General features: G+C 47.4%; 27 protein-coding genes. 13 read left to right on the top strand and 14 right to left on the bottom strand.

Annotated elements, in window-relative coordinates:
• The first annotated feature begins 83 nt into the window (after nt 1-83).
• Both PDUR_RS10985 and PDUR_RS10980 read left to right on the top strand, forming a co-directional pair.
• A complete protein-coding gene (locus PDUR_RS10985) occupies nt 84-1,151 on the top strand; it encodes a hypothetical protein (RefSeq protein ID WP_042206307.1) in 1,068 nt (355 codons plus the stop codon).
• 154 nt (nt 1,152-1,305) lie between these two features.
• A complete protein-coding gene (locus tag PDUR_RS10980) occupies nt 1,306-1,800 on the top strand; it encodes a hypothetical protein (RefSeq protein ID WP_042206306.1) in 495 nt (164 codons plus the stop codon).
• 49 nt (nt 1,801-1,849) lie between these two features.
• Here the strand turns inward: PDUR_RS10980 and PDUR_RS10975 are convergent, their stop codons facing one another.
• Complete coding sequence (locus PDUR_RS10975; protein ID WP_042206304.1) at nt 1,850-2,038, bottom strand: YqzE family protein; 189 nt, start codon at nt 2,036-2,038, stop codon at nt 1,850-1,852.
• Nucleotides 2,039-2,215: 177 nt separating this feature from the next.
• Here PDUR_RS10975 and PDUR_RS10970 point away from each other — a divergent pair, with 177 nt between their 5' ends.
• Entirely contained in the window at nt 2,216-2,941 is a 726-nt protein-coding gene (locus tag PDUR_RS10970; protein ID WP_233277525.1) for an N-acetylmuramoyl-L-alanine amidase, read from the top strand.
• Here the strand turns inward: PDUR_RS10970 and PDUR_RS10965 are convergent.
• A complete protein-coding gene (locus PDUR_RS10965) occupies nt 2,928-3,824 on the bottom strand; it encodes a divergent polysaccharide deacetylase family protein (RefSeq protein WP_042206303.1) in 897 nt (298 codons plus the stop codon). The genes PDUR_RS10970 and PDUR_RS10965 overlap by 14 nt on opposite strands.
• Before the next feature lie 175 nt (nt 3,825-3,999).
• On the opposite strand from PDUR_RS10965, the gene PDUR_RS10960 reads away from it, so the two are divergent.
• From PDUR_RS10960 to PDUR_RS10940, 5 genes are all read left to right on the top strand, one after another.
• Nucleotides 4,000-4,311 (top strand): ArsR/SmtB family transcription factor, encoded by a 312-nt coding sequence (locus tag PDUR_RS10960; protein WP_042206302.1) that lies wholly within the window; start codon nt 4,000-4,002, stop codon nt 4,309-4,311.
• 90 nt (nt 4,312-4,401) lie between these two features.
• A complete protein-coding gene (locus PDUR_RS10955; RefSeq protein ID WP_042206301.1) occupies nt 4,402-5,562 on the top strand; it encodes an MFS transporter in 1,161 nt (386 codons plus the stop codon).
• Between the two features lie 111 nt (nt 5,563-5,673).
• Entirely contained in the window at nt 5,674-6,846 is a 1,173-nt protein-coding gene (locus PDUR_RS10950; RefSeq protein WP_330217257.1) for a serine hydrolase domain-containing protein, read from the top strand.
• 102 nt (nt 6,847-6,948) lie between these two features.
• A complete protein-coding gene (locus tag PDUR_RS10945) occupies nt 6,949-7,347 on the top strand; it encodes a CHRD domain-containing protein (RefSeq protein ID WP_179945205.1) in 399 nt (132 codons plus the stop codon).
• Between the two features lie 157 nt (nt 7,348-7,504).
• Nucleotides 7,505-7,882: a hypothetical protein gene (locus PDUR_RS10940; RefSeq protein ID WP_052410171.1), complete on the top strand. Its 378-nt coding sequence runs from the start codon at nt 7,505-7,507 to the stop codon at nt 7,880-7,882.
• Between the two features lie 165 nt (nt 7,883-8,047).
• Here PDUR_RS10940 and PDUR_RS10935 read toward each other — a convergent pair whose 3' ends face one another.
• From PDUR_RS10935 to PDUR_RS10910, 6 genes are all read right to left on the bottom strand, one after another.
• Complete coding sequence (locus PDUR_RS10935; RefSeq protein ID WP_042206299.1) at nt 8,048-9,244, bottom strand: MalY/PatB family protein; 1,197 nt, start codon at nt 9,242-9,244, stop codon at nt 8,048-8,050.
• Nucleotides 9,241-10,368 carry an iron-containing alcohol dehydrogenase family protein gene (locus PDUR_RS10930; protein ID WP_042206298.1) on the bottom strand — a complete coding sequence of 376 codons (1,128 nt, stop codon included), beginning with the start codon at nt 10,366-10,368 and terminating at the stop codon, nt 9,241-9,243. Before PDUR_RS10930 ends, PDUR_RS10935 begins: the two co-directional genes overlap by 4 nt.
• Before the next feature lie 287 nt (nt 10,369-10,655).
• On the bottom strand, nt 10,656-11,792 hold the full coding sequence (hisC, locus tag PDUR_RS10925) for a histidinol-phosphate transaminase (protein ID WP_042206297.1): 1,137 nt from the start codon (nt 11,790-11,792) through the stop codon (nt 10,656-10,658).
• Between the two features lie 277 nt (nt 11,793-12,069).
• A complete protein-coding gene (locus tag PDUR_RS10920; RefSeq protein WP_042206295.1) occupies nt 12,070-13,986 on the bottom strand; it encodes an oxidoreductase in 1,917 nt (638 codons plus the stop codon).
• A gap of 76 nt (nt 13,987-14,062) precedes the next feature.
• A complete protein-coding gene (locus tag PDUR_RS10915; protein WP_042206294.1) occupies nt 14,063-15,019 on the bottom strand; it encodes an NADP-dependent oxidoreductase in 957 nt (318 codons plus the stop codon).
• A 41-nt stretch (nt 15,020-15,060) separates the two neighbouring features.
• Nucleotides 15,061-15,903: an aldo/keto reductase gene (locus PDUR_RS10910; protein WP_042206293.1), complete on the bottom strand. Its 843-nt coding sequence runs from the start codon at nt 15,901-15,903 to the stop codon at nt 15,061-15,063.
• Between the two features lie 347 nt (nt 15,904-16,250).
• On the opposite strand from PDUR_RS10910, the gene PDUR_RS10905 reads away from it, so the two are divergent.
• Both PDUR_RS10905 and PDUR_RS10900 read left to right on the top strand, forming a co-directional pair.
• Nucleotides 16,251-16,946 (top strand): thermonuclease family protein, encoded by a 696-nt coding sequence (locus PDUR_RS10905; protein WP_052410170.1) that lies wholly within the window; start codon nt 16,251-16,253, stop codon nt 16,944-16,946.
• 18 nt (nt 16,947-16,964) lie between these two features.
• Nucleotides 16,965-17,660 (top strand): YukJ family protein, encoded by a 696-nt coding sequence (locus PDUR_RS10900; RefSeq protein ID WP_052410169.1) that lies wholly within the window; start codon nt 16,965-16,967, stop codon nt 17,658-17,660.
• Here the strand turns inward: PDUR_RS10900 and PDUR_RS10895 are convergent.
• Both PDUR_RS10895 and PDUR_RS10890 read right to left on the bottom strand, forming a co-directional pair.
• Complete coding sequence (locus PDUR_RS10895; RefSeq protein ID WP_042206292.1) at nt 17,638-18,141, bottom strand: hypothetical protein; 504 nt, start codon at nt 18,139-18,141, stop codon at nt 17,638-17,640. The genes PDUR_RS10900 and PDUR_RS10895 overlap by 23 nt on opposite strands.
• Nucleotides 18,142-18,517: 376 nt before the next feature.
• Nucleotides 18,518-18,853, bottom strand: coding sequence for a winged helix-turn-helix transcriptional regulator (locus PDUR_RS10890; protein WP_042206291.1), 336 nt, complete (start codon nt 18,851-18,853; stop codon nt 18,518-18,520).
• A gap of 167 nt (nt 18,854-19,020) precedes the next feature.
• On the opposite strand from PDUR_RS10890, the gene PDUR_RS10885 reads away from it, so the two are divergent.
• The 3 genes from PDUR_RS10885 to PDUR_RS10875 all read left to right on the top strand — a co-directional run bounded on the left by PDUR_RS10885 (nt 19,021) and on the right by PDUR_RS10875 (nt 21,864).
• Nucleotides 19,021-20,226: an MFS transporter gene (locus PDUR_RS10885; RefSeq protein ID WP_042206290.1), complete on the top strand. Its 1,206-nt coding sequence runs from the start codon at nt 19,021-19,023 to the stop codon at nt 20,224-20,226.
• A gap of 14 nt (nt 20,227-20,240) precedes the next feature.
• Nucleotides 20,241-21,200 (top strand): LLM class oxidoreductase, encoded by a 960-nt coding sequence (locus PDUR_RS10880; protein ID WP_042206289.1) that lies wholly within the window; start codon nt 20,241-20,243, stop codon nt 21,198-21,200.
• Nucleotides 21,201-21,285: 85 nt separating this feature from the next.
• Nucleotides 21,286-21,864, top strand: a complete 579-nt coding sequence (locus tag PDUR_RS10875) for an MFS transporter (RefSeq protein WP_233277524.1) — start codon at nt 21,286-21,288, stop codon at nt 21,862-21,864.
• Between the two features lie 234 nt (nt 21,865-22,098).
• Here the strand turns inward: PDUR_RS10875 and PDUR_RS10870 are convergent, their stop codons facing one another.
• The 4 genes from PDUR_RS10870 to PDUR_RS10855 form a co-directional block, all read right to left on the bottom strand.
• Nucleotides 22,099-22,836, bottom strand: a complete 738-nt coding sequence (locus tag PDUR_RS10870) for an ABC transporter permease (protein ID WP_042206288.1) — start codon at nt 22,834-22,836, stop codon at nt 22,099-22,101.
• Nucleotides 22,829-23,746 (bottom strand): ABC transporter ATP-binding protein, encoded by a 918-nt coding sequence (locus tag PDUR_RS10865; protein ID WP_042206287.1) that lies wholly within the window; start codon nt 23,744-23,746, stop codon nt 22,829-22,831. Before PDUR_RS10865 ends, PDUR_RS10870 begins: the two co-directional genes overlap by 8 nt.
• 99 nt (nt 23,747-23,845) lie before the next feature.
• Nucleotides 23,846-24,862 (bottom strand): sensor histidine kinase, encoded by a 1,017-nt coding sequence (locus tag PDUR_RS10860; protein WP_042206286.1) that lies wholly within the window; start codon nt 24,860-24,862, stop codon nt 23,846-23,848.
• A complete protein-coding gene (locus PDUR_RS10855) occupies nt 24,855-25,562 on the bottom strand; it encodes a response regulator transcription factor (RefSeq protein WP_042206285.1) in 708 nt (235 codons plus the stop codon). Before PDUR_RS10855 ends, PDUR_RS10860 begins: the two co-directional genes overlap by 8 nt.
• Between the last annotated feature and the right edge of the window lie 14 nt (nt 25,563-25,576).

Raw genomic sequence — 25,576 nt, 5'->3', positions numbered from 1 at the left:
TGTCCACTACAATGAATGATAGTAGATTTGGACAAAATTCGGCAGCTCCGGCAGCCTATAAAAGGACTGGTGAACAAACGCAAATGAACCCGAGCAGCAGAAGAAAGCGAGTCGTCCCGGCGATGCGTGTGTGCTTTCTCTTCACTCTTGCATTGATCTTGACAGCGGCCGTTTCCGGATTCCCCTTCAGCCCTCCCGCTGCGGATGCTCCTGCCGCCAAATCCTTGGGATTGACGCACACAGCGGCTGCCGAGGCTGCCCGCTCGGCTGATTCAGCCCTATCGCCGCTGCCCAAACGGCAGAATCTCACCGTTCCGGACTCCCTGGAGGCTTTTGTTCGCGAAGCGGCCGACAAGCTTGCGGATGAAGCCCCCTTTAAGGAATGGAAAACGGCGAAACTATCGATTCATCCGCTGGGACCCGGAACTCACGGTTGGCTCGTCAACCTCATCAGCGGCGATAAGCGGATCGGATATATGATCATTACCGCCTCGGATAACGGCGGATACACATTGAGCGAATATGGGGCGGATACCGAAGGTCTTCCCTATTCCGTCACCGAGCTGCGCCTATTCTTGGCGCAGCAGGGCCTTATCCATTCAATATTTGATAACTTTGAATCAGTTCCGCTGTATGCGCCGCTTCTGCCCTACTGGAAAGTTACGGTGAACGGGCAGACGCTGTATGTGAATGCCGTCGTTCCGGAAATCCTTCCTTGGGACGTCAGCAAGGCTGATGCGGTCGCAAGAAGCTCCCAAACAGAACGACGCTACGGCTTGACGGCATCCGGATCATTATCCGAAATCACAGCCGGGCCGATGTTCCAAACCGGACACACCGGTAATCCGTACGATAATCTGCTGTGGCTGACGTCTCCAAAGCTCGCTCCGTTGGCGGCAGGCGAATTCGTACAGCTTCTTCAGCAGCAGCAGGGTCTTGTGTTCCGGTCAAATGCCGGAGCGAACGACATCCTGGGAGCCCCGCTCATGATTACGGGTTATCAGCTGTGGACAAGTTCCACAGCAGCCGGCGGGCCGGTCCCTTATGCCGCTACAGATATTGGCAGCCGGCGGTTTCTTCCGCTTGACGCCCTTCAGGCAAGCGGCAAATTCCAGGTCTATGTCACCGGCGACGGAGAAGCGGCAAACTAGATTTTTGGCAAACCAATTCATAGTTGAAAGCAATATAGCCCCATACTCCGCTTTTGCCGGAAAATGGGGCTTTTCTACAGGTAAATGCAACAATATTTTCAAATCATACGTTTTATTAGTTACAGCACAACTGTAAATGAAGTGAGGTGTCTTTATGAAGAGGTTTTCAAATACAGCTCTCATCATTGGGCTGGTGCTGCTCATCCTTTCCGGATGCGGCAAAAATATCACAGCTGATGAAAAAACAGCCGAAAAATACGTAATTGCACAAGGCTATAACATCACTTTCAGCAAAGGTGAAGTTTACAGCTACACTTTAGACAAAGGCAAACTTTTCGGGAGTACGGAATCAGTGCCCTATCAACAGGCGTGGGGCGTTCAGAAGGCAGAACCCGATACGTATTTTGGAAAACAGATCACAATCTATCCATTTACGGTTTCTAATCATCCGCTGAAAAAGATCTATAAAGCGAAGAGCAATGTTTATATCATGCTTTCTGAAGGCAAGGTTGTTGGCGGTTACTCTTTTCCTGATGTCGATGGTTTAGCAGGGGCAGTTTACTCATTGGACGGTAAAACATTAGAAGAAGTAACAGGGCTCAGTTACCAGGAATGGCGCGATAAATGGAAAAAGAAATACGCCAATTGATGCCTAAAATAGATTCCCATTTTGCGCGCCATTTTACATTTCATTATTTCTACCCTTTATTCCTAACCTTCCGGCTGCTTCGCCACATCGCCAAACCGAGCGGCAGCATTCCGAACCATTTCTGGCTCCACGGCTGTCTGTCTGCCCGGTGCCGGCCGCGGCTGTCGCGAGGGCTTTCCATATAGTCGACCACTTTTTCAGTAATGTATTTAACCAGATCTTCACCGTCCGAGGCCACTGCACTCACCTCCTCCTGTAATCCTCTCCTTAATGGTTAGTTTGCACCGATTATCTCCGCCCTAAACGGGCTCTGGCCGCATAATTCTGCCTTTTGAAGCACAATCTAACCAAAAAAGAACAGGCCAGAAGCAAGGATTATTGACGCTTCCGGATTCAACACAGGGAGGTTTATCTCTTGATACCGACTAACCAATGGAGAACTCTGGCCAGGACGTTGCTTGTCCTGCTTATTACGGGAACGCTGCTGGCGGGTATTGCCCACCCATCTTTCGCCACGCCGGACGAACGGCATGAACAACGTCAAACACTGATAGGCCACGGTCACCGCATCATACTGATTGACGCCGGTCACGGGGGTATTGACGGCGGTACGTCGCACGGGGACATCCTGGAAAAAGATTTGACGCTCGCCATTTCCCGCAAGCTATTCCTGCTGCTGAGAGCGGACGGCTTTGACGCCGTCCTGAACCGGTTCGGCGATTATGCGCCCAGCGATGAGAACAGATGGCTTCAAAGCCGCTCCCGCCATATGCGCGATCTCGCCCAGCGCAAGGAGCTTGCCGAGACGTTGCCTGCCGCCGTCGTCGTCAGTGTTCATATCAATTGGGCTCGTACTCCGTCCAAGCACGGACCGATCGTTCTATACCGTCAGGAAGGCCGCAGCTTCTTGCTGGCCAAAGCGATTCAGGATCAGCTAAATCTACTTTATGGAATCGAATTAGATGTTCATCCTGGAAAGCCGTTCTATCTGCTTAATAAAATAACCGCCCCAACGGTTATTGTTGAGACGGGCTTTATAAGCAGCCCGGTCGACCGGGCCATGCTGACGACTTCGAAAGGCCAGGAGAAAATCGCTGAAGCGATATCGGACGGCATTGCCGCCTATCTTATGGAAATGTAAGCCGGGAGCTCCATTTCCATTCGTCCTTGACCAGATCGGAAATGCCGACGAACTGTACGCGATTCTTTAAATCATCTATGCCGCTGCGGATTCCTGCGGCGGTCTCTTTGCCCTGAATTCCGACATGACCGATTGTTACGCAGTATTTATGGTCCAGCGCCCACTTCCCGGCCAGTTGAAGTTGACGGGTTACGTGACCGGCTGTATGGGTGTCGTCCAGAAAGACATGATTCTCCACCCTGGGCAGGCCCATTTGCTCGGCCACTAGGCCGACTACCGAACGGTAATTGGTATGGCTGTCCACAAAGAACAGGCCTCTTTCTTTGCAAACGGACAGGACGGCGCGCATGACCCGCTCGTCTCCCGTAACTTTGGAGCCCATATGATTATTGATGCCGATCGCGTAAGGCACATTATCCACCGCCGCCTCAACCCGCTTACGTATTTCCTGATCGCTTAAGCTGGACAAGACGGCTCCCGGACCGAGCCATTCCGGCTTGCCATGCCGCGGCTCCATCGGCAAATGCACCAGAACGTCAAAGCCCCGCTCATGAGCCCGCCGGGCATCCGCCTGCGAGGTGGATAGAAACGGCATCACCGCGACGGTGAACTTGATCGGCAGAGTGAACATTTCGTCCGTCCCCCGCATACCGTTTCCGAAGTCATCGATGATAACGGCTATACGCGGATGGACGGCGGAGCCTGTGCGTGCGGACGGCTTCAGAGTATTCATTTTTTTATCAAAAGATTGACTCGGATCGGCCGCGGCTTCGTGTCCCGCAGATTCATTACCCTGCCACACTGCCGCATCTCCGTGACCACCGCCAACTACAAGGCCTATCACCATCACCAACAGAGCGACGGCTTTCGTATTTATCTTCATGATTTCATCTCCCTTGCCAACATAGATATTGGTTTCATTCTTTGATGGCAGAGGAGAATTTATGTGGCGAGGGCGACAGTCAATTTCAGGCTGAACCACATATTTTTGTATTGAATTTCAGATTGTTTCACTCATACATCTTGAAATATCTAGATAAGTAGATATAATAAGCAACATGGATACTAATTTGATTTTTAAGGCGCTTTCCAACGAGACCCGCGTGCAAATTTTAGATTGGCTGAAGAGTCCGGATGTACATTTTGGCCCTCAAATCTACTTGCCACCCGATGCCGACTTCAAAGGAGGGATATGTGTAGGAAGCATTCAAGAGAAGACAGGACTTGCGCAATCCGTGATCTCCAGCTATTTAACGCTAATGAAAAATGCAGGGCTGTTGGAATCTAGACGTTTTGGTCAGTGGACTTACTACCGCAGGAATGAAGAAAATATCGGTAAATTTACCGACTATATCAAAAACCATTTATAGGCAGCCCCATTGGAATTTTGGGCTGTCTGCTTACGGCTAATATATCTATATTTATAGATATGCATATATAAAGATTAAAGGCGGGATGATATGAAACGCAACTATTCGTTATTTTTCATTACAGTTGGGGTATTCGGCATCATTTATACGGAGCTTGGAATCGTCGGAGCTTTACCAATGGTCATGAATAAGTACCATGTATCTGCTGTATCTGCCGGAATGCTTGTCAGTTCATTTGCGTTCATTATTGCTATTCTTGGTCCTTGGATGACATTACTCCTATCCAGACCGAATCAAAAAAGAGTGTTGATGGGGATCATGGCATTATTTGCGGTTTCTAATTTTGTTTCCTCTTTTGCGCCCAGCTTTGAGATTCTTTTGTTATTCCGTGTACTCCCCGCCTTCTTCCATCCGGTTTATTTTTCGATTGCTTTTGCAATGGCCGAGGCATTATCTCAAAAAGAAGAAGCAGCTAAAGCAAGTGCAAAAGTATTTCTAGGAGTCAGCATAGGCATGGTTCTGGGAATTCCGCTTAACTCTTATATCGCGAATCAATTATCACTAAGTACTTCTTTTTTATTCTCCGCGATTGTAAACGGGATCGCTTGTATTGGGATTGGCATTATGGTTCCCTCTCCATCCGCAAAGATTAACCATCTATCTTTCGGCAACCAGCTCGGCATATTGCGAAAACCCTCGCTATTGCTGAATATGGCTGCAAACTGTTTTATCTTCTCCTCCATGTTTTCTGTATACAGTTATTTCTCCGAGTATTTGACGCAAAGATTCGATATGAACGGGGCATTTATCAGCCTGATGCTTGTAGTTTTTGGAATCAGCGGTGTTCTGGGCAATTGGTATGCGGGAAAGCTGCTCGCTCTTCAAATGGTAAAAACGGTGCTGTTTTATCCTGTAGCGTTAGGCTTCTGCTTCCTGCTTCTTTATTTTGTATCAAGCTCCGTTATTCCCGTCATCGCCGCTATTCTTCTCTGGGGAGCCGTTCACACCAGCGGACTGATAGTCAGTCAAATCTGGCTGACATCCGAAGCGCAAGAGGCTCCCGAATTTGCAAACAGTTTATATGTCTCTTTTTCAAACTTGGGAGTTACACTAGGAACAGCCGTGGGAGGCTGGTTTATTTCCGGTTTGGGTATAAACGAAATCATTGGGAGCGGTTTGCTGTTTGCTGCTTTGGCACTTGTATGCATCTCTGTTAAGATTGTATGGTTCCGGGAACGCAATAATCTCTGAAACTTTTAGTGATCACGATTACTTGGCATATATCCGATTTTGCATATTGTTTTGATCTGGATGCTGATCCATAATATTCTTTATCCCTGACATTTGGAAGGAGGACAATCTTTGAATAATTATGAAATAAATCAAATGGGTGCAGCAGGCTTGCAAGCACGAGTTGATGAAGTCATTGACCGTACACTTTCCGAAAAACGGGTGGTTGGGACGGTAGTGAAAATAGCTCTAGACGGTAAACTTAGTTACAGTCGTGCCGCCGGATTGGCAGACCGTGAGAGGAACCTGCCTATGCGTGAGGATGCATTATTCCGTCTTGCCTCGGTAACCAAGCTCGTCGTCTCGGTCGCCGCAATGGTGCTCGTCTCCAAGGGTAATCTCGATCTTGATAAGCCAATCGACACTTGGCTTCCCTACTTCAAACCGCGTCTGTCCGATGGTACTCATGCTATAATCACGCTGCGCCAGCTCATGAGCCATACGGCCGGTCTTAGCTACGGCTTTCTGGAACCGGAGGACGGCCCTTACCATCAGGCCGGCGTCTCCGACGGAATGGACCGTTCCAACCTTTCACTCGAAGAAAATTTGCGGCGGCTGGCTTCTGTACCGTTGCTCTTCGCCCCCGGAACCGCCTGGAACTATTCGCTCGCAGCGGATGTGCTCGGTGCAATTGTTGCCAGCGTACATGGTTCGCCGCTCCCCGAAGCGGTCAGATCACTAGTGACGGAGCCGATTGGCTTAACGGACACGGCGTTCAATGTCGTTGACCCGAAACGTCTTGCAGCCAATTATGCGGATGATACACCCGAACCTCGGCGCATGCGGGAGCCTGATATTGTCGGTAAATCTGAAGGGGTATCCGGCACTTTACTCGATCCTGCCCGTGCTTTCGATCCGCTGGCATTTCCATCGGGCGGCGCGGGAATGATCGGCACTGCAGGCGACATCCTGCAACTTCTGGAAACTCTGCGAACCGGCGGCAAGCCGCTGTTAACGCCAGCATTCATTGCGGAGATGGGACGCAGCCAGACATCCGGTTTGACGCTTCCTGACTCGCCGGGCTTCGGATTCGGCCTTGGATTCTCCGTGCTGACAGATCCGGCTGCCGCCCAGACGCCGCAATCCCCGGGAACGTGGCGCTGGGGCGGAGTATATGGCCATTACTGGTTCGTTGATCCTATCCGGAAGCTTAGCGTTGCAGCGTTTACGAATACCACGCTGGAAGGGATGTCCGGCCAGTATACTATAGATCTCCGTAATGCCATTTACGACGGATTAGTATGATCTTCTTTGCCCTTTTGTTCAAAATAGGCCTGCGAACATGACATTTCCTCCTAACCGGAATACGATATTCTATCTATTTCGAAAGGAGCAAGTGTCATGAGCATATTCAGAGCTTTTTTATCTGGCAGAGAAGAGGTGCCTCCCGTCCGGACACAAGCTTTCGGAACCGCTACGTTCAGACTAAGCCGTGACGGCAAGAGATTGGCGTTCGTACTTGTCGTAAGAAACATTTCTCGGGTCACTCAAGCCCATATCCATGTAGGCAGAAGAGGGCAGAACGGTCCTGTTGTCGCATTCTTGTTCGGTCCAAGCAAGTTTGGCATCTCTGTAAGAAGAGGGGTTGTGCGGGGAACCCTTACTGCGGCGGATTTGGTCGGGCCTCTGAGCGGGATGACACTAAAATCCTTGGTCAAAGAAATGAAACGCGGCAATACTTACGCGAATGTCCACACGATACAATTTCCGGACGGAGAAATCCGCGGACAAATCAAAAAAGCGTAGAAATATCCGGACTTAAACCAACAATGACGGCAGCCGATACTCGATCATGATGAGTGCAAAAGTCTCCTTCACCAGGGGGCTTTTTCGTATTTTCTCTAAAGAGTAACATTTCCCGGAATAGGCGAATATCATGACGTTGTAAAGGAGGGATAGGCAAATGATCAATCCAAATCCAGCATATCCTAATCAAAGCAAGACGGCTTACCCAATGGGAGGCGATGTAAAAGCAGTATGTCAAAGGTATATGGGCTACCATGTTATTGTACAGACGAAAGACGGGTCACAGTTTGATGGTATTATCGATGGTATGGACGACGACGGCGTCACGATGTTAGTTCCCGAAGAGATTGACGATACAGAACGGGAAAATGACAATACTTACAGAGCATTTGGCTATGGTCAAAGAAGATTTCGCCGGTTTCGCCGACGCCGGTTCCCATTCTTCTTTTTTGCATTTCCATTTTTCACACCTTATCCGTATTATTATCCACCTTATCCTTACTATCCTGGCTATGGGTACGGTGGAGGATATTAATAAGCAGCCTCTTCCGCCCTGGTTTTGAGTAATATTTTTTCAAAAAAAATCGGACACTCCCGCATCTGCCGAGATGTTGGGAGTGTCCGATTTTTCGGACTACGGAATGTAGGCTCCATAGACTTTTTGGTGATTGCCTTGAGCAAAGCAAGATGTTGGATCGAGCTATCCCTGCTTCACCGGCGAGTGAACTGCATGCTCCAGCCTCTTCAGGGCTTCTTCCACAGTCGAACGCTGGCAGCCGATATTGATCCGGACAAATCCGTCTCCTTCATTGCCAAAAGTATATCCCTGATTGAACCAGAGCTTTGCCTCGTGCAGCAAAAATTTTTCCAGTTCCTGATTACCGAGACCGAGCGAACGGCAGTCCAGCCACAGGAAATAGGTCCCTTCCGGATTGTATACCTTCAGCTGCGGCAGCCTGGCTTCAATAAATTCGACCGCATACTGCCGGTTTCCATCTATGTAGGACATCAACTGATCCAGCCACTCTTCCCCATGCCTGTATGCCGCTTCACAGGCCGCTGCGCCGAATATGTTATGGCTCTTTTGCGCCACTTGCTCATTGGCTGCATCATACCGGCGTCTCAGTTCATCATTCGGAATGATGATATTGGATGTGGAGAGCCCCGCCAAATTAAACGTTTTGCTTGGAGCCGTGCACACGACCGTATTCTGTGCAAATGCCTCCGAGATGGATGTAAACGGAATATGACGGTGCGGCTTGAACAGAAGATCGGAATGAATTTCGTCGGATATGACGATAACGCCATGCTTCAAGCACAACTCGCCCATGGTCCGAAGCTCTTCTTCCGTGAACACCCTTCCCACAGGGTTATGCGGATTACATAGAATAAACAGCTTGACCCTGCCGCTGCCGACCTTGTCTGCAAAGTCCGCGAGATCGGGAACGTATCGGCCCTCTTCCACCTTCAGCGGATTAAGGACGGCCTTGCAATCATTCATGCTGATGGCGCGATAGAAAGGGGGATAAACCGGAGGCTGGATGAGAATGCCGTCTCCCGGTTTGGTGAAGGCGCGCACGGCAGTGAACAATGCATTGACCACACCCTTGCTGTGGGTAATCCACTCCTTTTCCACCTTCCATCCATGCCGTTTAAGATTCCAATCGATAATCGCATCATAATAGCCCTTGGAACGTGCCGTGTATCCGTATATGCCATGCTGCGCTCTGGCCAGGATCGCAGCCTTAACCTCGGGAACGGTCTCGAAATCCATGTCAGCTACCCACATAGGCAGAGCATCCTCTACGCCTACGGATTCCTTGATATAGTTCCACTTGGCCGACAGGGTATTGTCCCTGTCAACCGGTCTGTCAAAGTCATAGCGCGGCCGGGTCATACGGCCTGAACCTGCCTTGAAGCGTTCTGCTCCTGCTCTGCGATACGTTGTCCGGTTAGGTCGGTATTCAGGATAGCCTGCTCCAGAAGCTCTGCATTGACCTTGAAGGGAAGCGCAGCAGCCGCTTCTTCGTTAAGGGTAACGCCCTTGGCTACCAGCGCCGCTTTGTCCCCGAAGCTGTCCTTAAATCCAAGCTCGCGCAAGGTCAGCGGCTGCCCGAGAGCATGCAGCAGGCGGGCGACGGTATCGATCTTGGTCTGACTGTACCCTTCCAGAACCAGCTGCACGACCAGACCGAACGCTACCTTCTCGCCATGCAGCCGGATATGCGTCTCATGCTGCTTGGTCAGGCTGTTGTTAATGGCATGCGCAATATAAGCCCGCGGACTGCCGCTGCTCAAGCTGCCAGCCTGGCCTGCCAGAAAAATGATCGTATTGGTTACCTCGGTTATGGCATCCGTAACCTCCCCGCGGCCTGACGCCAGATAAGCGTCGATGGAGAGTTCCTCCAAAATGTCCAGCGCCAGCTTGGAGGTCGCCAGTCCCGCTCTGGCGTGAATGCTGCCTGGTCCTTTTCCCACATTGGGCGCAGCTTCATACCATTTGACGAGCGTGTCGGCAATCCCGGCCGCTATATAACGGGGCGGCGCAGCCGCCAATATTGCCGTGTCGGACAATACCGCCTTCGGCGATCTCTCCAGCACGATTCCATCTGTCTGGGTGCCTTGACGGGTATAGATGACGGACAGGGCTGACCATGCGGCGCAAGTTGCCGCGATGGTAGGCACCGTTACAACCGGAAGGCTCAGCTTATCCCCCACCGCCTTGATGGTATCCAGAATTTTGCCGCCGCCAATCCCAATGAGCACATCGGATGCCGAAGCTTGCACCGCCTTTCCAAGAATATCGATATCTTCCAGGGTGCAGTAGCCTTCATACACCTGAATCTCGTATACAATACCGCTTTCGTCCAGACTTTTCAGTAACGCCTCACCGGCGACGGACAAAGCCGTCTTTCCCGCCAGTATCCAAGCCCGCTTGCCGATGGGGGCAATAATCTCTCCTCCTTTTGCGAGAATTCCCGGTTCGTTCCAGTACTTCTCCGGAGCCTTTGCCAAGATCATATTCATTCTCTCCCTTCAATAATATGTAAATCCCTTAACGAATTATATAAAATGAACTAAAGATTCTCCCATCAGATACCAGTCGCAACTACGAGGAACGTTTGGACTTCCGGCCGCTGCCCATCTCCAGATTTCTTGATTTAACCCACTCTTCGCGGTTGAAATCCGGAGACAGCTTATGCTTTCGAAGCGAGCTTTCCTTCGGAAAGCTTTCGGCCGATCGCTATCGCTCCTACAGTTCCAAACTCCCCCTTCGTTACTCCTTACACTGATTACATTTTTCAAGTTCATCTTATATAGTTCTTTGAGCTTCCCGCCGCCTCAGGTGCTTTCAACACCTTGCGCAGCGCCTCTATAAATATGCGGTTTTCCTCCATCGTTCCAATGCTGACTCTGAGCCACTCCCGCAGCCCGTAAGCCGAGCCGGGACGAATGATCACGCCTTCCTTCAGCAGCTGCTGATACAAGGTATCGCTGTCCTGCCCGGTATGCACCATAATGAAGCTGGCTTCCGTTGGAATGTAGTCCAATCCCAGCTCTCCGAAGGCTTTGTAGAAATATTCCTTTCCCAGCCGGTTGTTCTCGTAGACTCTCTCCCGAAATCCGGCGTCCTTTAATCCGGCCAAGGCAGAGGCTTGGGCAACAGCGTTCACATTGAAAATCTGGCGGCATCGGTTCATATAATCGGCTGTTTCCTCGCTTGCGGCGGCGTACCCGATGCGCAGAGAGGCCAGCCCGTAAATCTTGGAAAAGGTACGGAGAACGATAAGATTCGGATATTGCCCGATCCAATCAAGCGTATTCGGGTAGCCCTCCCCGCCGGTTACAAAGTCACAGTAGGCCTCGTCCATGGCGACCACAATCGAAGACGGAATATCCTTGAGGAATCGGCTAAGCTCTACATCCGTAAAGATCGTACCGGTGGGGTTGTTGGGATTGCAAAGCCAGATAACCCTTGTTTTATCTGTTATTTCTCTCTTAATGGCATCCAGATCGATACGGTGCGCTGTTAGCGGCACCTGTATGATTCTGCCTTCCTGCAGCTTGGTAACCGTACCGTACCAAGAAAAGGAAGGAGTCGGCATTATCGCCTCATCGCCCGGACCGATGAACGTTTCCGCAACAAAGGCAATCAGCTCAAAGGAGCCTGCCCCGATAACGAACTGCTGCGCCCCAAGTCCGGTGAGCCGGGACAGTTCAGCCTTGAGCTCCGAGCTGCCGCCGTCCGGGTAGCGGGAGGGAGCTTGCAGTACAGCCGCCGCCGCTTCCGTGACATGGGGGGAGCAGCCCAGAGGGTTCTCATTGGAAGCCAGCTTGATCACTTTGCGAAGCCCAAGCTCCTTCACTACCTCCTCCAGCCGCTTGCCGGGAATGTACGGATCAATGCTGTGAAGACCTTTCTTATACGGTAACGCTGATGACATCAGCTTCAACCTCCTAAATTGAAAAATAAAGGAGACCCGATTAATGGCTGAACATTAACACGGGCCTCCGGTTTTCCAGTTGGCAGCGAAATGAATATGTAATTGCTATTTCACCAATAAGTTTAGTATGTTTTATTTTTAATAATATATCATCGCATAGTTATCATTTCAAGAGTCTAACCATCCATAATTTAGTCGAAATAGTGAAAAAGACTGCAGCAAATGAACACTTCACATTTACCGCAGTCCTTTAATCATTCTATTAAGTCACCAGAGATTATATAGCCAGGGCCGTTTTGTATGCAAGATTTATGCCTTCCAGAGCCTTACCGACAACAGAAGCATCACCAATTACATTAACGTTGTACTTTTCACCAAGTTCTGAAGCCAATGCGTTATTGGATCTTGATCCGATCGCCAACACGACCAAAGAAGCTGGCAGAGATTGTTGTCCCTCTTCCGTTTCAATGATTACATGCGTATCCGTAATTTCCAGAACCTTCGAATTCACGTGAACGGTCACTTCATTATGCTTTAAGGATTTCATCAAGAACTCTTTCGATGCAGGCTCCATGTCGGCCGCAATTTCCGGACACATCTCAACGATGGAGGTCTTCCGATTGTGAACCGCAATATGTTCTGCCGTTTCCGCTCCTACCAGTCCGCCGCCAATGACAACCACTTGATCCACCAGATCCACTTTTCCGAGCAACACATCATTGGCCGTATATACATGAGATTTGTCTGCACCAGGTATTCCAGGAATGATTGGAGTGGCTCCCGAAGCGAGGATGATTTCATCCGGGTTCACTTGCTCCACGAATTCTTTCGTTACTTCTGTATTTAACACGACCTTTACGCCTGAACGGTCAAGCTCGCCCTTTTGCCATACCGTAAAGGTGTTCAGGAGCTCTTTGCCGGGAGGAATTGCAGCCAGCAGCCACTGTCCGCCAAGCTTATCGCTCTTATCGTACAAGGTGACATCATGACCGCGTTTTGCTGCGACAATAGCCGCTTCCATACCGACAGGTCCGCCACCGATGACCATCACTTTCTTTTTAACTTCAGCTTCTTTAACCTCATATTCACCTTCTTTGCCTGTGAACGGGTTGACCAGGCAGGACACTGGGTTTTGCTGAGCGATTCTCCATTGACAGCCCTGTCTGCAGCCGATGCAGAAAATGATTTCATCCAGCCGTCCTTCCTTCACCTTGTTCGGGAATTGAGGATCTGCGGTGGAAGCCCGGCCCATGGCCACAAAATCCGCCTTGCCTTCCTTTAGAATCGACTCCGCTACATGTGGATAAATAATTTTGTTTACGGCGAATACCGGAATGTTGACTACTTTTCTAATTTCTTTGGCATAGTCGGAGAATACGGCCGTTCTGATCGCTGTAGGCGCAGAGACGATCGCTCCGGTCTTGTAGACGCCGGCAGAAGCATGAATGGCCGCAATGCCACTTTGCTCGAGCACCTGACTGATGACTTTCGTATCTTCGATGGTCAGTCCGCCTTCCACCATCTCGTCGGCGGAAATCCGGTAAATCATCGGGAACTCATCGCCGACCAATTCCTTGGCTCTGGCAATAATTTCAAGCGGGAACCGCAGCCGGTTCATCAGGTTTCCGCCATAGGCGTCGGTTCTCTTGTTGGAGAAAGGGGAGACGAATTGATTGATTAAATATCCATGCGCTCCGTGAAGCTCAATGGCATCATAGCCTGCATCTTTACATCTTCGGATGGCCTGCGCGAATTTCTCGACCATCTCCTTTACTTCCTCGGTGGTCATTTCAACAGGAGTTTCAGACTGCGTCGGATCTTGAATCGCTGAAGGGGCTATCGGCCGCATGCCCATGACTGCACTGCTAGCTTCTCTGCCCGCGTGATAGATTTGGACCGCTATTTTGGCTCCCGCCTTATGGACCCGTTCAACCAATTCCTTATGCTCTTCCATCAGTTCATCCGACCATAACCCGGCTAGATTCTTAAAACCGGCCCCACGGGGTTCGACCGCGTTATCCTCGGCAATGATGAGGCCCCAGCCACCCTTGGCTTTTTCCTCATAGTATCTGATATACCGTTCAGTCAGTCTGCCGTCTTCCTCGGCATATTCAGACAGCATCGGCGGAACGACCAGCCGGTTTTTAATTTCCAGATTGCCTATCTTGCCCGGTTCAAAAATTTTCGTAAACATGATGGGTCCTCTCCTTAACTTTTAATTGTGAAAATTTGCACTTACTAAATTTTTAAATAACAACTAATCAAGCAGATTAGTTGTTACTACTCAATACGATCTTTCCCCGCGCCCGCCCTGTCTGGCTTAAAAGGTGAGCTTTTCTGGCCCCGTCAATGGTTAGCGGAAGAACTTCGGTCACAATCGGCTTTATTTTTTGCGCTTCAACAAGTTCGCGGATATGGTTCATATTCCTTCCGTCCGGACGAGTAAATACGAACTTAACCGTCAACTGGCGCTCTTCTTCCACTGCATCTATATAATCAGGACGTACGGCATCCCGCCCGCTAATAATTGTAGCTACCACTGCATTTTTCTTCATAAATTTCAGAGCATCCCCATAAGATGAGCCTCCGAGCGTATCCAGCATAAAGTCAAACTCTGTTGTTGTATTCAAGTCGCCCATGTCGTAAGCGAGAACTTCATCCGCCCCCAAATCACGTACGAATTCCATGTTCTTGGAGCTTGTTGTCACCGCCACATAGGCGCCGAGTGCTTTAGCGACTTGGATGGCCATCGAACCAATCCCGCCGCTTCCCGCTAAAATGAGCACCTTATCCCCTGGTTGAACATTCCCTGCTTCTACAAGAGCCTGCCATACCGTGAGTCCTACCAAGGGGAGCGAAGCCGCTTCAGCATAGGTTAGACCTTGAGGCATCGGTGCGACCAGGCTTGCAGGTACCACGATTTCATCTGCGTAGGTGCCCTGTTTTTCCATTTCCGGTCTAAAAAAGACATCGTCTCCCACTTTAAAATCCTTCACATTGGAGCCGGCAACGGCCACCTTACCTGATGCATCCCAGCCTAAAATAAGGGGAAGCTGGTACGGAAAGTCTTCTCTCAAAAGCCCTTCCCGTACTTTCCAGTCAACGGGGTTTACCCCGCTTGCCTTTATTGAGATCAAGAGGTCATCAGGCCCTAACGGTTCTGTGGGTACAACTACTGTCTTTAGCTGCTGTTCATCGCCGTATTGCTCAATACCAATTCCGATCATCGCACAGTCCCCTTTTGCTATTGCCGGTATACTTCTTCCTCTTAAAAATCAAAGTTGTCCGGATCCGGACCGACCCGATGATTTTGATTCAGACTGTCAATTTGCTCCATATCCTCTTTGGTTAATTCGAAATCAAATACGCTGGCATTTTCAACGATCCGATGTTCTTTTGTAGATTTAGGAATCGTGATAACGCCGTTCTGAAGGTCCCAGCGCAGAATCACTTGGGCAATGGATTTATTATATTTATCCGCAATTGCTTTGAGTTCCGGGTTATCCAGGAGTTGACCCTGCATGAGCGGTGACCAAGCTTCAAATTGAATGCCTTGCTGCTTGCAATATTGCTGTAATTCCTTTTGGGTCAAACGAGGATGGTACTCCACTTGATTCACCATGGGTTTAATTTCCGCGTCAACCATTAGCTCATCAAGATGATGAATTTGGAAGTTGCTTACGCCAATCGCTTTTACACGGCCTTCTTTATAAATGGTTTCCAGCGCTCTCCAGGCTTCTTTAAACTTTCCTTCTTTCGGCCAGTGAATCAGGTACAAATCCAGGTATTCCAGATTCAGCTTTTTGAGGCTCGTCTCATAGGCTGCCAACGTTGACTCATATCCCAAATCAGCATTCCATACTTTGGAAGTCACAAACAGTTCTTCTCTGCCAATCCCGGCTTCTTCAAGCCCTTGGCGAATTCCCCGTCCGACGCCTTCTTCATTTCCATAGATAGCCGCCGTATCGATACTGCGGTATCCATGTTTGATCGCCGTCTTTACTGCATTCTCAAGTTCGGGACCTTCCTCCACTTTAAATACACCCAATCCAAACCACGGCATGCTCACACCATTATAGAGAGCAGTTGTATCTTGCAAATTTTTTGCCATTGAATCTTTCCTCCATTCTCATCTATTCGAGTTAAATTGTTGAGGCGGCGCCTCATTTACGGGGGAACTGGGTTCATTCATCTTCGCCCCGCTGCAGGCTCATTATAAATCCAACAGAACGTTATAGTAAGTACGTACTTTTTAGTACCGCAGGCACTTAAAAGTACCTATAGCGCCCAAAGTGGAGCCTAACTTCGAAGAATCACCCATTTGATTCTGCTGCGTAAAATCCACTAACATTTTGCATGAGCTTGAATTAATTTTACATAAATTAGAAGAATATAGCCAAAAATGTTAGCTCATATTATGCTTTAGGAAAAATAAAATGAAAAAAGGATGAATAAAAAATGAAAACATTGAACCCTTATTTTAAAAAATTACTTATACTGTTGTTATTTACTATGAGCGTACTGTGGTATGCTCCCTTCCATGTACGTGCTGATGAAAGCGGGCATCTGTATGAAACGGTCATTCAAAAAGTTGTTGACGGGGACACTGTACATTTAAAAGATAAAGTGCTCGGCACTACAAAAGTGCGGCTATTGTCCATTGATGCGCCTGAAACCAACTTTAGCGGCGAGAGTCAAGGCGACATCGCCATTGAATCGGCAGCCTATCTTCAATCGCTGTTACCACGGGGAACCAAGGTCAAGCTGTCTGTAGGAGAAGAGGAAAAAGATAGATATGGCCGCTTGTTAGCCCACATCTATAAAGACGATGTCGATATCAACGAAGAAATGCTAAAGAAAGGACATGCGGTAACCTATTTCATATGGCCGAATATCACGAAGCTGGAGCAATACCAAAAAACGATGCTTCAAGCTAAAAACACAAAATTGGGTATGTGGAAAACGCCGGATTTGGAACTGCCTTTTGAGTTCAGGGCACGTGTTTCCGATGAAAACCCAAGTAAATATGTGGGTGATTTCACAATGAAAACCTATGTTAATCCTGATCAATATAAACAAGTTGCTGTCGAAAAGAGAGTGTTTTTCTTCACGGAGCAAGCGGCGCTCCGAGCGGGATATACCAAAATACAATAGTATGGAGGGAACAATAAAATGCCATCTCAATATGGAGTTTTAAAGGGAATGATAGTTGGCACACGTGCAGAGCGAGATTTCGACAAGACGCATTATATACTTGAAGCGAAAGGGGAAAATGGGCGAAAATACACTGTGCCAATTAATGTTCGTTCGACTGACGTGTCCAAGCCCGATTTGCTGTACTATGTCTCTGATCAATACGATGCCAGCGCAATAACTATTCTTCCAGAGCTAGAACCGGGGTTTCATAAAATTGACTATCACAACGGAGTGAACGCTGAGATTGCGGTGGATTTTATACGAAGCGGGTTGTTTAATCCGAATGAAATGTTGATTGTGCCTTATGACCAACCTGGTCCGGACAATGATTTGAATGATTTCATCGACAAAAATATGAAGCTTGCTTTGGATAACCCAAACGCGACTGTGTATGTATATGGCACTCTGTTTAATCGGACAGGTATTCACAACGTGCATATGAACCAGGGAAACAGCAGAATTGCGGCGCAGGAAAACGGAACGTATCACGACGGTTGTGTATTGATTCAGTTTAAAGATAACTGGGTCGCTTATTTCCTGGCCTTTCAAACCCAGTCTTGGTGTACGGATGACGACGGCAAACCCGATCCGAATAATCTTGAGAACGGAGTTCCGACCGGCAGCTGTACATTTGATAAAGTAAAACATATCAAACCCTTACAATTACACTAGGTTCAGATGCCGCCATTATTATGTCCCCTTGTGGTGAGTATACTTTAGGTTGAGAAACCGTTTTTTCAGCAGCAGCTGCAACGGGAGCATCAATCTCCGCATAAGATTCAGCATGAAGAGAAGCCAGACCTTCTGCGCTAATTTCAACGGTATCCACTTTTGATGAATAGCCCTCTGTCTGACCTTCGGCTTTCAATTCAGCAGCCTTTTCACGACGGCGTTCCTCCAAAGCTTCCTCCCGTTCGGCTTTTGCTTTCTTTCCGGCTTCGATTTGAGCCTCTTTTAAAGCTCTATTCGCCTCATTACTGAATTCAGTTGCACTACTTAACGAGCCGGTTGCATAACCTAAAGCTCTGTTCATAACAGCTTCATCATTTTTATTTTTACCAATTTCATAAACCCCCATAGCAACATCAGCAGTTTTCATATATCCAGATGCTCCTATCAAACCTTGTATAACTCCCGCTGTCATTATATTCATCCTAACTCCTCCTTACATAAGTTCTCGGCATCCACCGAGGCAGTTGGACCGAAATTGCCTTGTTTCAATCCAACGTCCTTCCTCTCACTCTCTTTCGTAAAACTGTCCTTGAGTACTGTGTCACCTCTTCTTGATTCTTGATTTTTAATTTATAATCTAAATTTCGGCATTTTCACTTAAGAATGTTAAGAATAATTATAAAATTTGTTATACTTTGTTATTTTTCTTGCAATATTGCTGTAATTCCTTTTGGGCCAACCGCGGATGGTACTTCACTTGATTCATCATGGGTTTAATTTCTAAAAAAAGCGGACTGCATAAAAATGCACAGTCCACTTTGACCGATTAATATTGAATAAGTACGTTACCCTAAAATCTATTTGGAAGATAAAACAATTGGGGTTTCATCCGTCTGTTCCATATGCTTCTCCCCCCATGCGCACATGGTATCGAGAATTGGTTTTAGAGACCATCCGTAATCCGTTAGCGAGTATACCACTTTCGGCGGTATTTGCTCGTAAATGCTACGTTTCACGACTCCGTCCTCTTCCAGTTCACGCAATTGTTGGGTAAGCATCTTTTGCGTAATGCCTGGCATTAATCTCTTTAATTCGCTGGTTCGCTTCTCCCCTTTATCTAAATGACATAAGATGACGACCTTCCATTTGCCTCCGATCACCTCAAGAGTAGCTTCAACCGGAATATTGAACACTGCAGTTCACCTCCTTGAACATGATAGGGTACTTTTTAGTGCCTACATTACTTAAAAGTACGTACTTATCATAAGGGCCGTACAGATATACAATAACGCCATGAGATAAATATTTCAATGCATGGAACTTCGATTCGATGCAAATAAAAAAAGTGGAGGAAATTCATATGAGCAACATTGCACAATCCGTGTCTCAGGCAAAAGAGACGCAAAAATCAGGAAACTGGGCGCTCCTAGCTCTTGCGATCAGCGCTTTCGGTATCGGAACAACCGAGTTTGTTCCCGTAGGTCTGCTTGCTAGCATCGCCGGCGACTTGAATGTCGCTATTACTCTGGCCGGCCTGCTTATTACAGGTTATGCCCTCGGGGTTGCTGTGGGGGCCCCTATCATTACTGCGCTCACCAATCGCATGAACCGCAAGTCTTTGCTTATGTGGCTGATGGTGCTCTTCATCATCGGCAATGCGACCGCCGCGATGTCATCGTCATTTGGGGTGCTGCTCGTTGCGCGTTTCGTTACTGCATTCTCTCATGGCGTCTTTTTCTCTATTGCATCGACGATTGCTGTCCAGTTAGTATCTCCTGAAAGAAAAGCCAGTGCCATCGCGCTTGTATTCACCGGTCTTACGATTGCCATTGTTACAGGTGTGCCGTTAGGGACATTTATCGGTCAAGCTTTTGACTGGAGAGCAACATTCTGGAGCGTTGCCTTGCTGGGTGTTATTGCGATTATTGCGAGCGCCATACTTATCCCTCGTAATTTGAAGCAAGCTCCCCCTGCTAAATTCTCGGATATGTTCCGGCTGATCACGAACGGCCGTCTGCTTCTGGGCTTTCTGATCACTGCGCTCGGTTATGGAGGAACGTTTGTCGCTTTCACTTTCTTAACCCCGCTCCTGCAAGATGTTACCGGATTCAGCCAAGGCGCGGTTAACATTATCCTGATCGTCTATGGTATTGCTGTGGCAATCGGCAACTCTGTTGGCGGTAAATGGGCCAATAAAAATCCGATCCGTGCGCTGCTTATGATGTTTATTTTGCAAGCCGCTGTTCTTATTCTGTTGACGTTCCTTATTCCCTTTAAAGTCACTGGGTTGATTGGCATCATCTTGATGGGATTGTTCGCATTCATGAATGTCCCTGGTCTTCAGTTATATGTTGTCCAACTGGCTGAAAAGTATGTTCCTTCGGCAGTAGACGTCGCTTCAGCACTTAACATTGCGGCTTTCAACATCGGCATCGCCATTGGCGCTTTTGTCGGCGGGGTTGTTGTTGATTCTATGGGACTTGTGCATACTCCATGGATCGGGGCTTTAATGGTTATCATTGCGGTTGTACTCACCGCGATTTCTGCTAAGCTTGAGCGGAATTGATCGGGGGCGAGGATATGTTTGATTCTCATGAGAGCTATCAAAGGATGTACCAAGAAGGTAAGTTAACGCTTGGCCTTCACATCCCGCTGGAGAATTATCGGATGAAGGCGCCGACGATGGCGCATCAGGTGGAGCTTTCGCAAGCTGCTGAAAATTACGGCTTTACCGCACTCTGGCTGCGGGACGTTATCTTGAAAGATCCGAATTTCCTGGACCCGGCTGTCGGCCAAATTTATGACATATTGATTTACGGAACACATCTTCTCAGTCAGACCAAACAAATCGCTCTAGGGACGTCCGCCCTTGTGCTGCCTCTTCGCCATCCGCTTCGGCTGGCGAAGGAGGTTGCTACAATAGAAGCACTGTTTCCCCAGAGACTGATTATGGGAATCTCCTCCGGAGACCGGCAGGCAGACTTTCGCGGACTTGGAGTAGATCACCCTGGCCGGGGCGCTCAGTTCCGGGAAGCTTATTCCTATCTCCAAAAAGCACTGTATGAGGAATACCCCTTGGTTCATTCCAGCTATGGCCAGATGGAACGAACCACGCTTGTTCCGAAACTGGAAAACAGGATTCCCACCATCGTTACCGGCTTTGCGCAGCAAGACATGGATTGGCTTGGTCAAAATGGCGATGGCTGGATGTACTACCCGCAAGCACCGGCGCGGCAGCAAGAAGTCATAGCAGCATGGCGTGATTCGTCTGACCGTAACGGGAATGAAGTCTTCCGCCCTTTCTCGATGCCCATGCATCTTGATTTGGCGGAAAACCCGGATGAAAGGGAAACCCCAATCCGGCTTGGCTATCGCGTAGGCCGGAACAGACTGGTCGAATTGCTTGAAATCTACCGTTCCATTGGCGTGAATCACCTGTTCTTCGCCCTGTTTGACAGTGATCGTCCGGCTGGCGAAGTTATTCAAGAGCTGGGTGAATACGTGCTGCCTCATTTCCCGCCGCATTTGTTGAAAGGTTAACAGGCTTTGGGGGGCTTTCTCGATCTTCCGGCATTTCAGTACCGTCACCTGTTTTATCATCCCAACCACATGCACATGTCCACTTGTGGTTGGGAATGAAATATATCGGACTTACCACCGCTTTATTCTCCGCATCATTTGGCACGCTTTACTACTTCCTGACGCTTTACACTCAATAGGTATTTGCGCTGATCATTGCCATCTCTGGTCCGTTCATGGTTTTATTATTTTCCGGAATCAACCGAAAAAAATCTTAGCAGGTGTGATTGCTGTTTTTGCAATTGCCAATCTTGTTTCAGCATTCGCCCCCAACTATTCTGTCCTATTGTTTTGTCGAATTTTACCTGCATTTCTCCATCCAGTTTATTTCTCATTAGCTTTTGCGGCAGCTGCAAGCTCTGTCCCTAAAGAACAAAGTGCCACAGCGGTTTCTAGAGTTTTTACAGGATTAACTGTGGGGATGGTTTTAGGCGTTCCATTCATATCATTTATTGGGGATCAGTTTTCACTCGAAGCTGCTTTTCTTTTTGCTGCCGTTATTAATGCTAGCACATTTATCGGAATAATATCCTGGATTCCATCTATGCCAGTAAAAGAAAAGTTATCCTATGGGAAGCAGTTGAACATTTTGATCAAGCTACAATTGTGGCTTAATAAGATTTAAATGTAAAACAATTTTATAACCTGATGATCTTAGGGATGCGGTCGAGAGGACTCGAACCCTCACGGGGGGGGGGGGGGGTTAGCTCACACGAACCTGAACTGCTTTCGTTATTTGACAAGGATGAAGGGGCTGTCCCTAAATCACCAAAAGTGACGAGAAGATAGCCCCTTCTCTCATATCCTTGTCATATGGGTCCGCAAACGGCTGTTCCCAAAGATTCACAAACAAACATCCTCAATGAATATCTATTTTTTTGAAGTACATAATCGCCAAAATTAATCCCAGCACTGACGTTGCAGCTATGGCTATGTACGAATATTCCGGAGGATATTTAGCCTCCAGCGTGCCGTTGGCGATATCCAGTGCCGCAGTCCATGGGAATAATCCACGATGTTCACTCGTTGCCAGCATAACGTTCATCAGTGTAATAATAATCGTTACAATAATGGCCGGCACAAAACTTTTCAACACGAGTGTAATCAGAATAATGGGAGTTGACAGCAGAAATAGCAGAATGCCCGCCACAGCAAAATTGCTGAATGAATTGAGTACAAACGAAAGATCCAGGCCGGCAAACTGACCTATGGTTCCAAACAGAAGTGCCAAAGCCCAAGCCATCAAAGTCAACAACATAATCCAGCCGAATAATAGAATCCATTTTGATATTAAAAGCGCGACTCTTGAAACGGGAATCGTCAACAAATTTTTCATTGTGTCTTCTGCATATTCCCGGTTGTAAAGGTATGCAGTAATGACACCATATAAGGGGACTCCGATAACGAGTACGGCATAGATGCTGGTATTATACAGAAGCACATGGAATTGGGCGATGATTGTCGGCTGTTTTGTTTTCATTTGAACAAACATCGCGGCGGCTACCATGAACGGAGCCACAGCTGCTCCAATAATGCTAAGCAAAAGCATTTTAGAGCGCTTTAACTTGAGAAGTTCGCTATAGAGCAGATTAACCAATGGTGCCACCCCCAACCAATTTGGTAAAATAGTCTTCCAGTCTGTCTTCGCTGACTATAATCTTAGTCACTTCAATATCGTTCTGTATAAACATTTTGTTGATTTGCCCTTGTTGGCCTAAATGAGAATACAGTCGAATGTTTCCTTCATCATGAACTTCGTACTCAACCTGCTCTAATCCGTCCAGCAGTGTTGCAGCCTTATTATCATTGGATACCTGAAACTCGGTATATTTACGGTTTCTTTTTCTAAGCTGTTCAAACGAGACCTCCTCCAGCAGATTCCCTTCATGAATAATCCCCATATGATCAACCAACTGCTCAATTTCAGACAAGATGTGGCTGGAGATCAATATCGTTATATTCCGTTCAGTCGCAAGATCTTTAATGAGTCTCCGCATCTCTTTAATACCGATCGGGTCCAATCCATTCGTCGGTTCATCCAGAACCAACAGCTCCGGATAATGAAGCAGCGCTCTGGCAATGCCTAATCTTTGCTTCATTCCCAGTGAATATTTGCCGACCAGTTTTTTGGTTTCATTTTGCAATCCTACGATTTCAAGAGATTCTTCGATCGCTTCTTTTTTGTAAATCCCCATAATTTTGGCGTTAATTAACAGATTTTCTCTTGCTGTCAAATTCTCATAGAAGCCCGGAACTTCGACGATCGATCCGGTCCGTCTTAAAATTTCTTTCTGATTGTTGAACAGATTCTCTCCAAATATTTCAATTTCACCATGAGTAGGTTTAATGAGTCCAAGCAGCATGCGAATCGTTGTAGTTTTACCCGCGCCGTTTCGTCCGAGAAAACCGTAAATATCCCCTTGACGGACCGTCATATTCAGTGAATTGACTGATTTTTGATTACCGTACACTTTGGTTAAATTCGTTGTTTTGATGACAACACTCACGTAGAACGCACCTTCCTTCTCAAAGATTATGTTTTTATTCTAGGTTTGAGATTTTAAATAGCGCTTATCTATTTCTTAATTATCTCTTAACTTAGCATTTTACTTATGTCTGGGCATACGAAAGAAAAATGACGTCTTTTTCCGGGGAGCGCTCTCTGCCCAGATCTGGCCGCCATTCTTCTCAGCTAAAGTTTTTGCAATAGCAAGTCCAAGCCCGCTTCCTCCATGCATAGGCGTACGGGCATGATCGCTTCGGTACATGCGTTCAAATACATGTCCCATATCTTGCTTGGATATCCCTGGGCCTTGATCCCATATCTCCAGTTGAAATGTTGAACCAGTTTCAGTAAAGTTGATACCTAGCACTTTTCCTTCATTTCCGTATTGGACGGCATTTTTGATCATATTGCCAATAATCCGCACAATGCTGATACGGTCAGCCAAAATAAGACATTTGTTTTCGGGGATGTTTACTTTTAGTTCCATATCATATTTTTTGATGTCCGGGAAGAATTCAATCAGCGTCTCCCTTGTCAATTCAGTAAAGTCCAGTGGCTCCACTCTCATTGGCATTTCATCAGCATCCAGCTTGGCTATTGTGAACATTTGATCAATCAGTTTCTTTAAATCTTTCGATTTTCTCGAAATAATTGCAAGGTATTCCTGCTTTTCCTCATCCGTAGCAGCTATGTCATCTTTGAGGGCATCAACATAACCAATCATTGAGGTCAGAGGCGTTCTGATGTCATGTGAAATGCTTGACAACAGACTTCTTCTTTCCGCCTGAGATCGTTTGGTTTGAATTTGTACTCGCTCAAGCTGCTCAATTAATCCGTTTACCGCAAATACAATTTCATCCAACAGGTAATTGCCTTTACTTAATAATCTTATTTTCAGATTTCCGTTTACCGCCTTATTCATTTCATACGCAATTGTTTTTTGCTTACTGCTTGTTTGATAGTGACTTGCCATCAGCAGAACACTCAGAACAAACAAAGTGATATACAAGCCTGTCCTCATCATGTCTGAAAGCACTGCGTTCATCTCCAGTGTCCATGTCAGCATAAGGACGACAAGCTGTATACCCGAAAGCATCGTTACTCCGTTTTTATTCATCTTTCTCACCTACAAACTTGTAGCCAATACCCCACACTGTTTTGATAAATTGAGGATCAGACGGATCGGACTCTATTTTCTTCCTAAGTTTTCGGATATATACCATAACGGTGTTGTCGTCATCCAGAAGACCGTTATCCCACACATTACGAAATAACTGGGCTTTGGTAAATACTCGACCTGGATTGGACATCAAAAATTTAAGCAGTTCAATTTCTTTTGCGGTAAATGCAATTTCCATTCCGTCGATTTCAACCGTATACGTCTTCATATTCATCGTTAAGCCTTTAAATTTGATCAATTCACTGCTGGTGCTGTTCTCGCTGCCAAGTACCAAAAACCTTCTCATAAGAGCCTTTATTCTGGCCACTACCTCATTGATGCTGAATGGTTTGGTGATATAATCGTCTGCTCCTACGCCTAAGCCAACAATTTTATCGGTTTCATGATCTTTGGCCGTTAGCATCAAAATAGGCACATTGCTTTTATTACGCAGCCTTCGACAAGTCTCAAGGCCATCCATCCTTGGCATCATCAAGTCCAAAATAATCAGATTATACTTGTGCTGGTTAAATAATTGCAAAGCTTCCTGGCCATCTACAGCAGTAACGACCGTATATAGTTCTCTTTCCAGATACTTTTTCAATAAATCCCGAATGTCTTTATCATCGTCAGCGATGAGTACACGAATATTTTCCATCTGTACAAACCCTT

This window comes from Paenibacillus durus, assembly GCF_000756615.1.
GTDB lineage: Bacteria > Bacillota > Bacilli > Paenibacillales > Paenibacillaceae > Paenibacillus_AQ > Paenibacillus_AQ durus.
This window is presented reverse-complemented; position numbering and strand designations above follow the sequence as displayed.

What these genes read in the sequence shown, in the direction of transcription:
- PDUR_RS10985 (WP_042206307.1), top strand. Translation starts at nt 84, where the DNA reads ATGAACCCGAGCAGCAGAAGAAAGCGAGTCGTCCCGGCGATGCGTGTG.
- PDUR_RS10980 (WP_042206306.1), top strand. Translation starts at nt 1,306, where the DNA reads ATGAAGAGGTTTTCAAATACAGCTCTCATCATTGGGCTGGTGCTGCTC.
- PDUR_RS10965 (WP_042206303.1), bottom strand. Translation starts at nt 3,824, where the DNA reads ATGAAGATAAATACGAAAGCCGTCGCTCTGTTGGTGATGGTGATAGGC.
- PDUR_RS10960 (WP_042206302.1), top strand. Translation starts at nt 4,000, where the DNA reads ATGGATACTAATTTGATTTTTAAGGCGCTTTCCAACGAGACCCGCGTG.
- PDUR_RS10955 (WP_042206301.1), top strand. Translation starts at nt 4,402, where the DNA reads ATGAAACGCAACTATTCGTTATTTTTCATTACAGTTGGGGTATTCGGC.
- PDUR_RS10940 (WP_052410171.1), top strand. Translation starts at nt 7,505, where the DNA reads ATGATCAATCCAAATCCAGCATATCCTAATCAAAGCAAGACGGCTTAC.
- PDUR_RS10935 (WP_042206299.1), bottom strand. Translation starts at nt 9,244, where the DNA reads ATGACCCGGCCGCGCTATGACTTTGACAGACCGGTTGACAGGGACAAT.
- PDUR_RS10930 (WP_042206298.1), bottom strand. Translation starts at nt 10,368, where the DNA reads ATGATCTTGGCAAAGGCTCCGGAGAAGTACTGGAACGAACCGGGAATT.
- hisC (WP_042206297.1), bottom strand. Translation starts at nt 11,792, where the DNA reads ATGTCATCAGCGTTACCGTATAAGAAAGGTCTTCACAGCATTGATCCG.
- PDUR_RS10920 (WP_042206295.1), bottom strand. Translation starts at nt 13,986, where the DNA reads ATGTTTACGAAAATTTTTGAACCGGGCAAGATAGGCAATCTGGAAATT.
- PDUR_RS10915 (WP_042206294.1), bottom strand. Translation starts at nt 15,019, where the DNA reads ATGATCGGAATTGGTATTGAGCAATACGGCGATGAACAGCAGCTAAAG.
- PDUR_RS10910 (WP_042206293.1), bottom strand. Translation starts at nt 15,903, where the DNA reads ATGGCAAAAAATTTGCAAGATACAACTGCTCTCTATAATGGTGTGAGC.
- PDUR_RS10905 (WP_052410170.1), top strand. Translation starts at nt 16,251, where the DNA reads ATGAAAACATTGAACCCTTATTTTAAAAAATTACTTATACTGTTGTTA.
- PDUR_RS10900 (WP_052410169.1), top strand. Translation starts at nt 16,965, where the DNA reads ATGCCATCTCAATATGGAGTTTTAAAGGGAATGATAGTTGGCACACGT.
- PDUR_RS10895 (WP_042206292.1), bottom strand. Translation starts at nt 18,141, where the DNA reads ATGAATATAATGACAGCGGGAGTTATACAAGGTTTGATAGGAGCATCT.
- PDUR_RS10885 (WP_042206290.1), top strand. Translation starts at nt 19,021, where the DNA reads ATGAGCAACATTGCACAATCCGTGTCTCAGGCAAAAGAGACGCAAAAA.
- PDUR_RS10880 (WP_042206289.1), top strand. Translation starts at nt 20,241, where the DNA reads ATGTTTGATTCTCATGAGAGCTATCAAAGGATGTACCAAGAAGGTAAG.
- PDUR_RS10860 (WP_042206286.1), bottom strand. Translation starts at nt 24,862, where the DNA reads ATGAATAAAAACGGAGTAACGATGCTTTCGGGTATACAGCTTGTCGTC.
- PDUR_RS10855 (WP_042206285.1), bottom strand. Translation starts at nt 25,562, where the DNA reads ATGGAAAATATTCGTGTACTCATCGCTGACGATGATAAAGACATTCGG.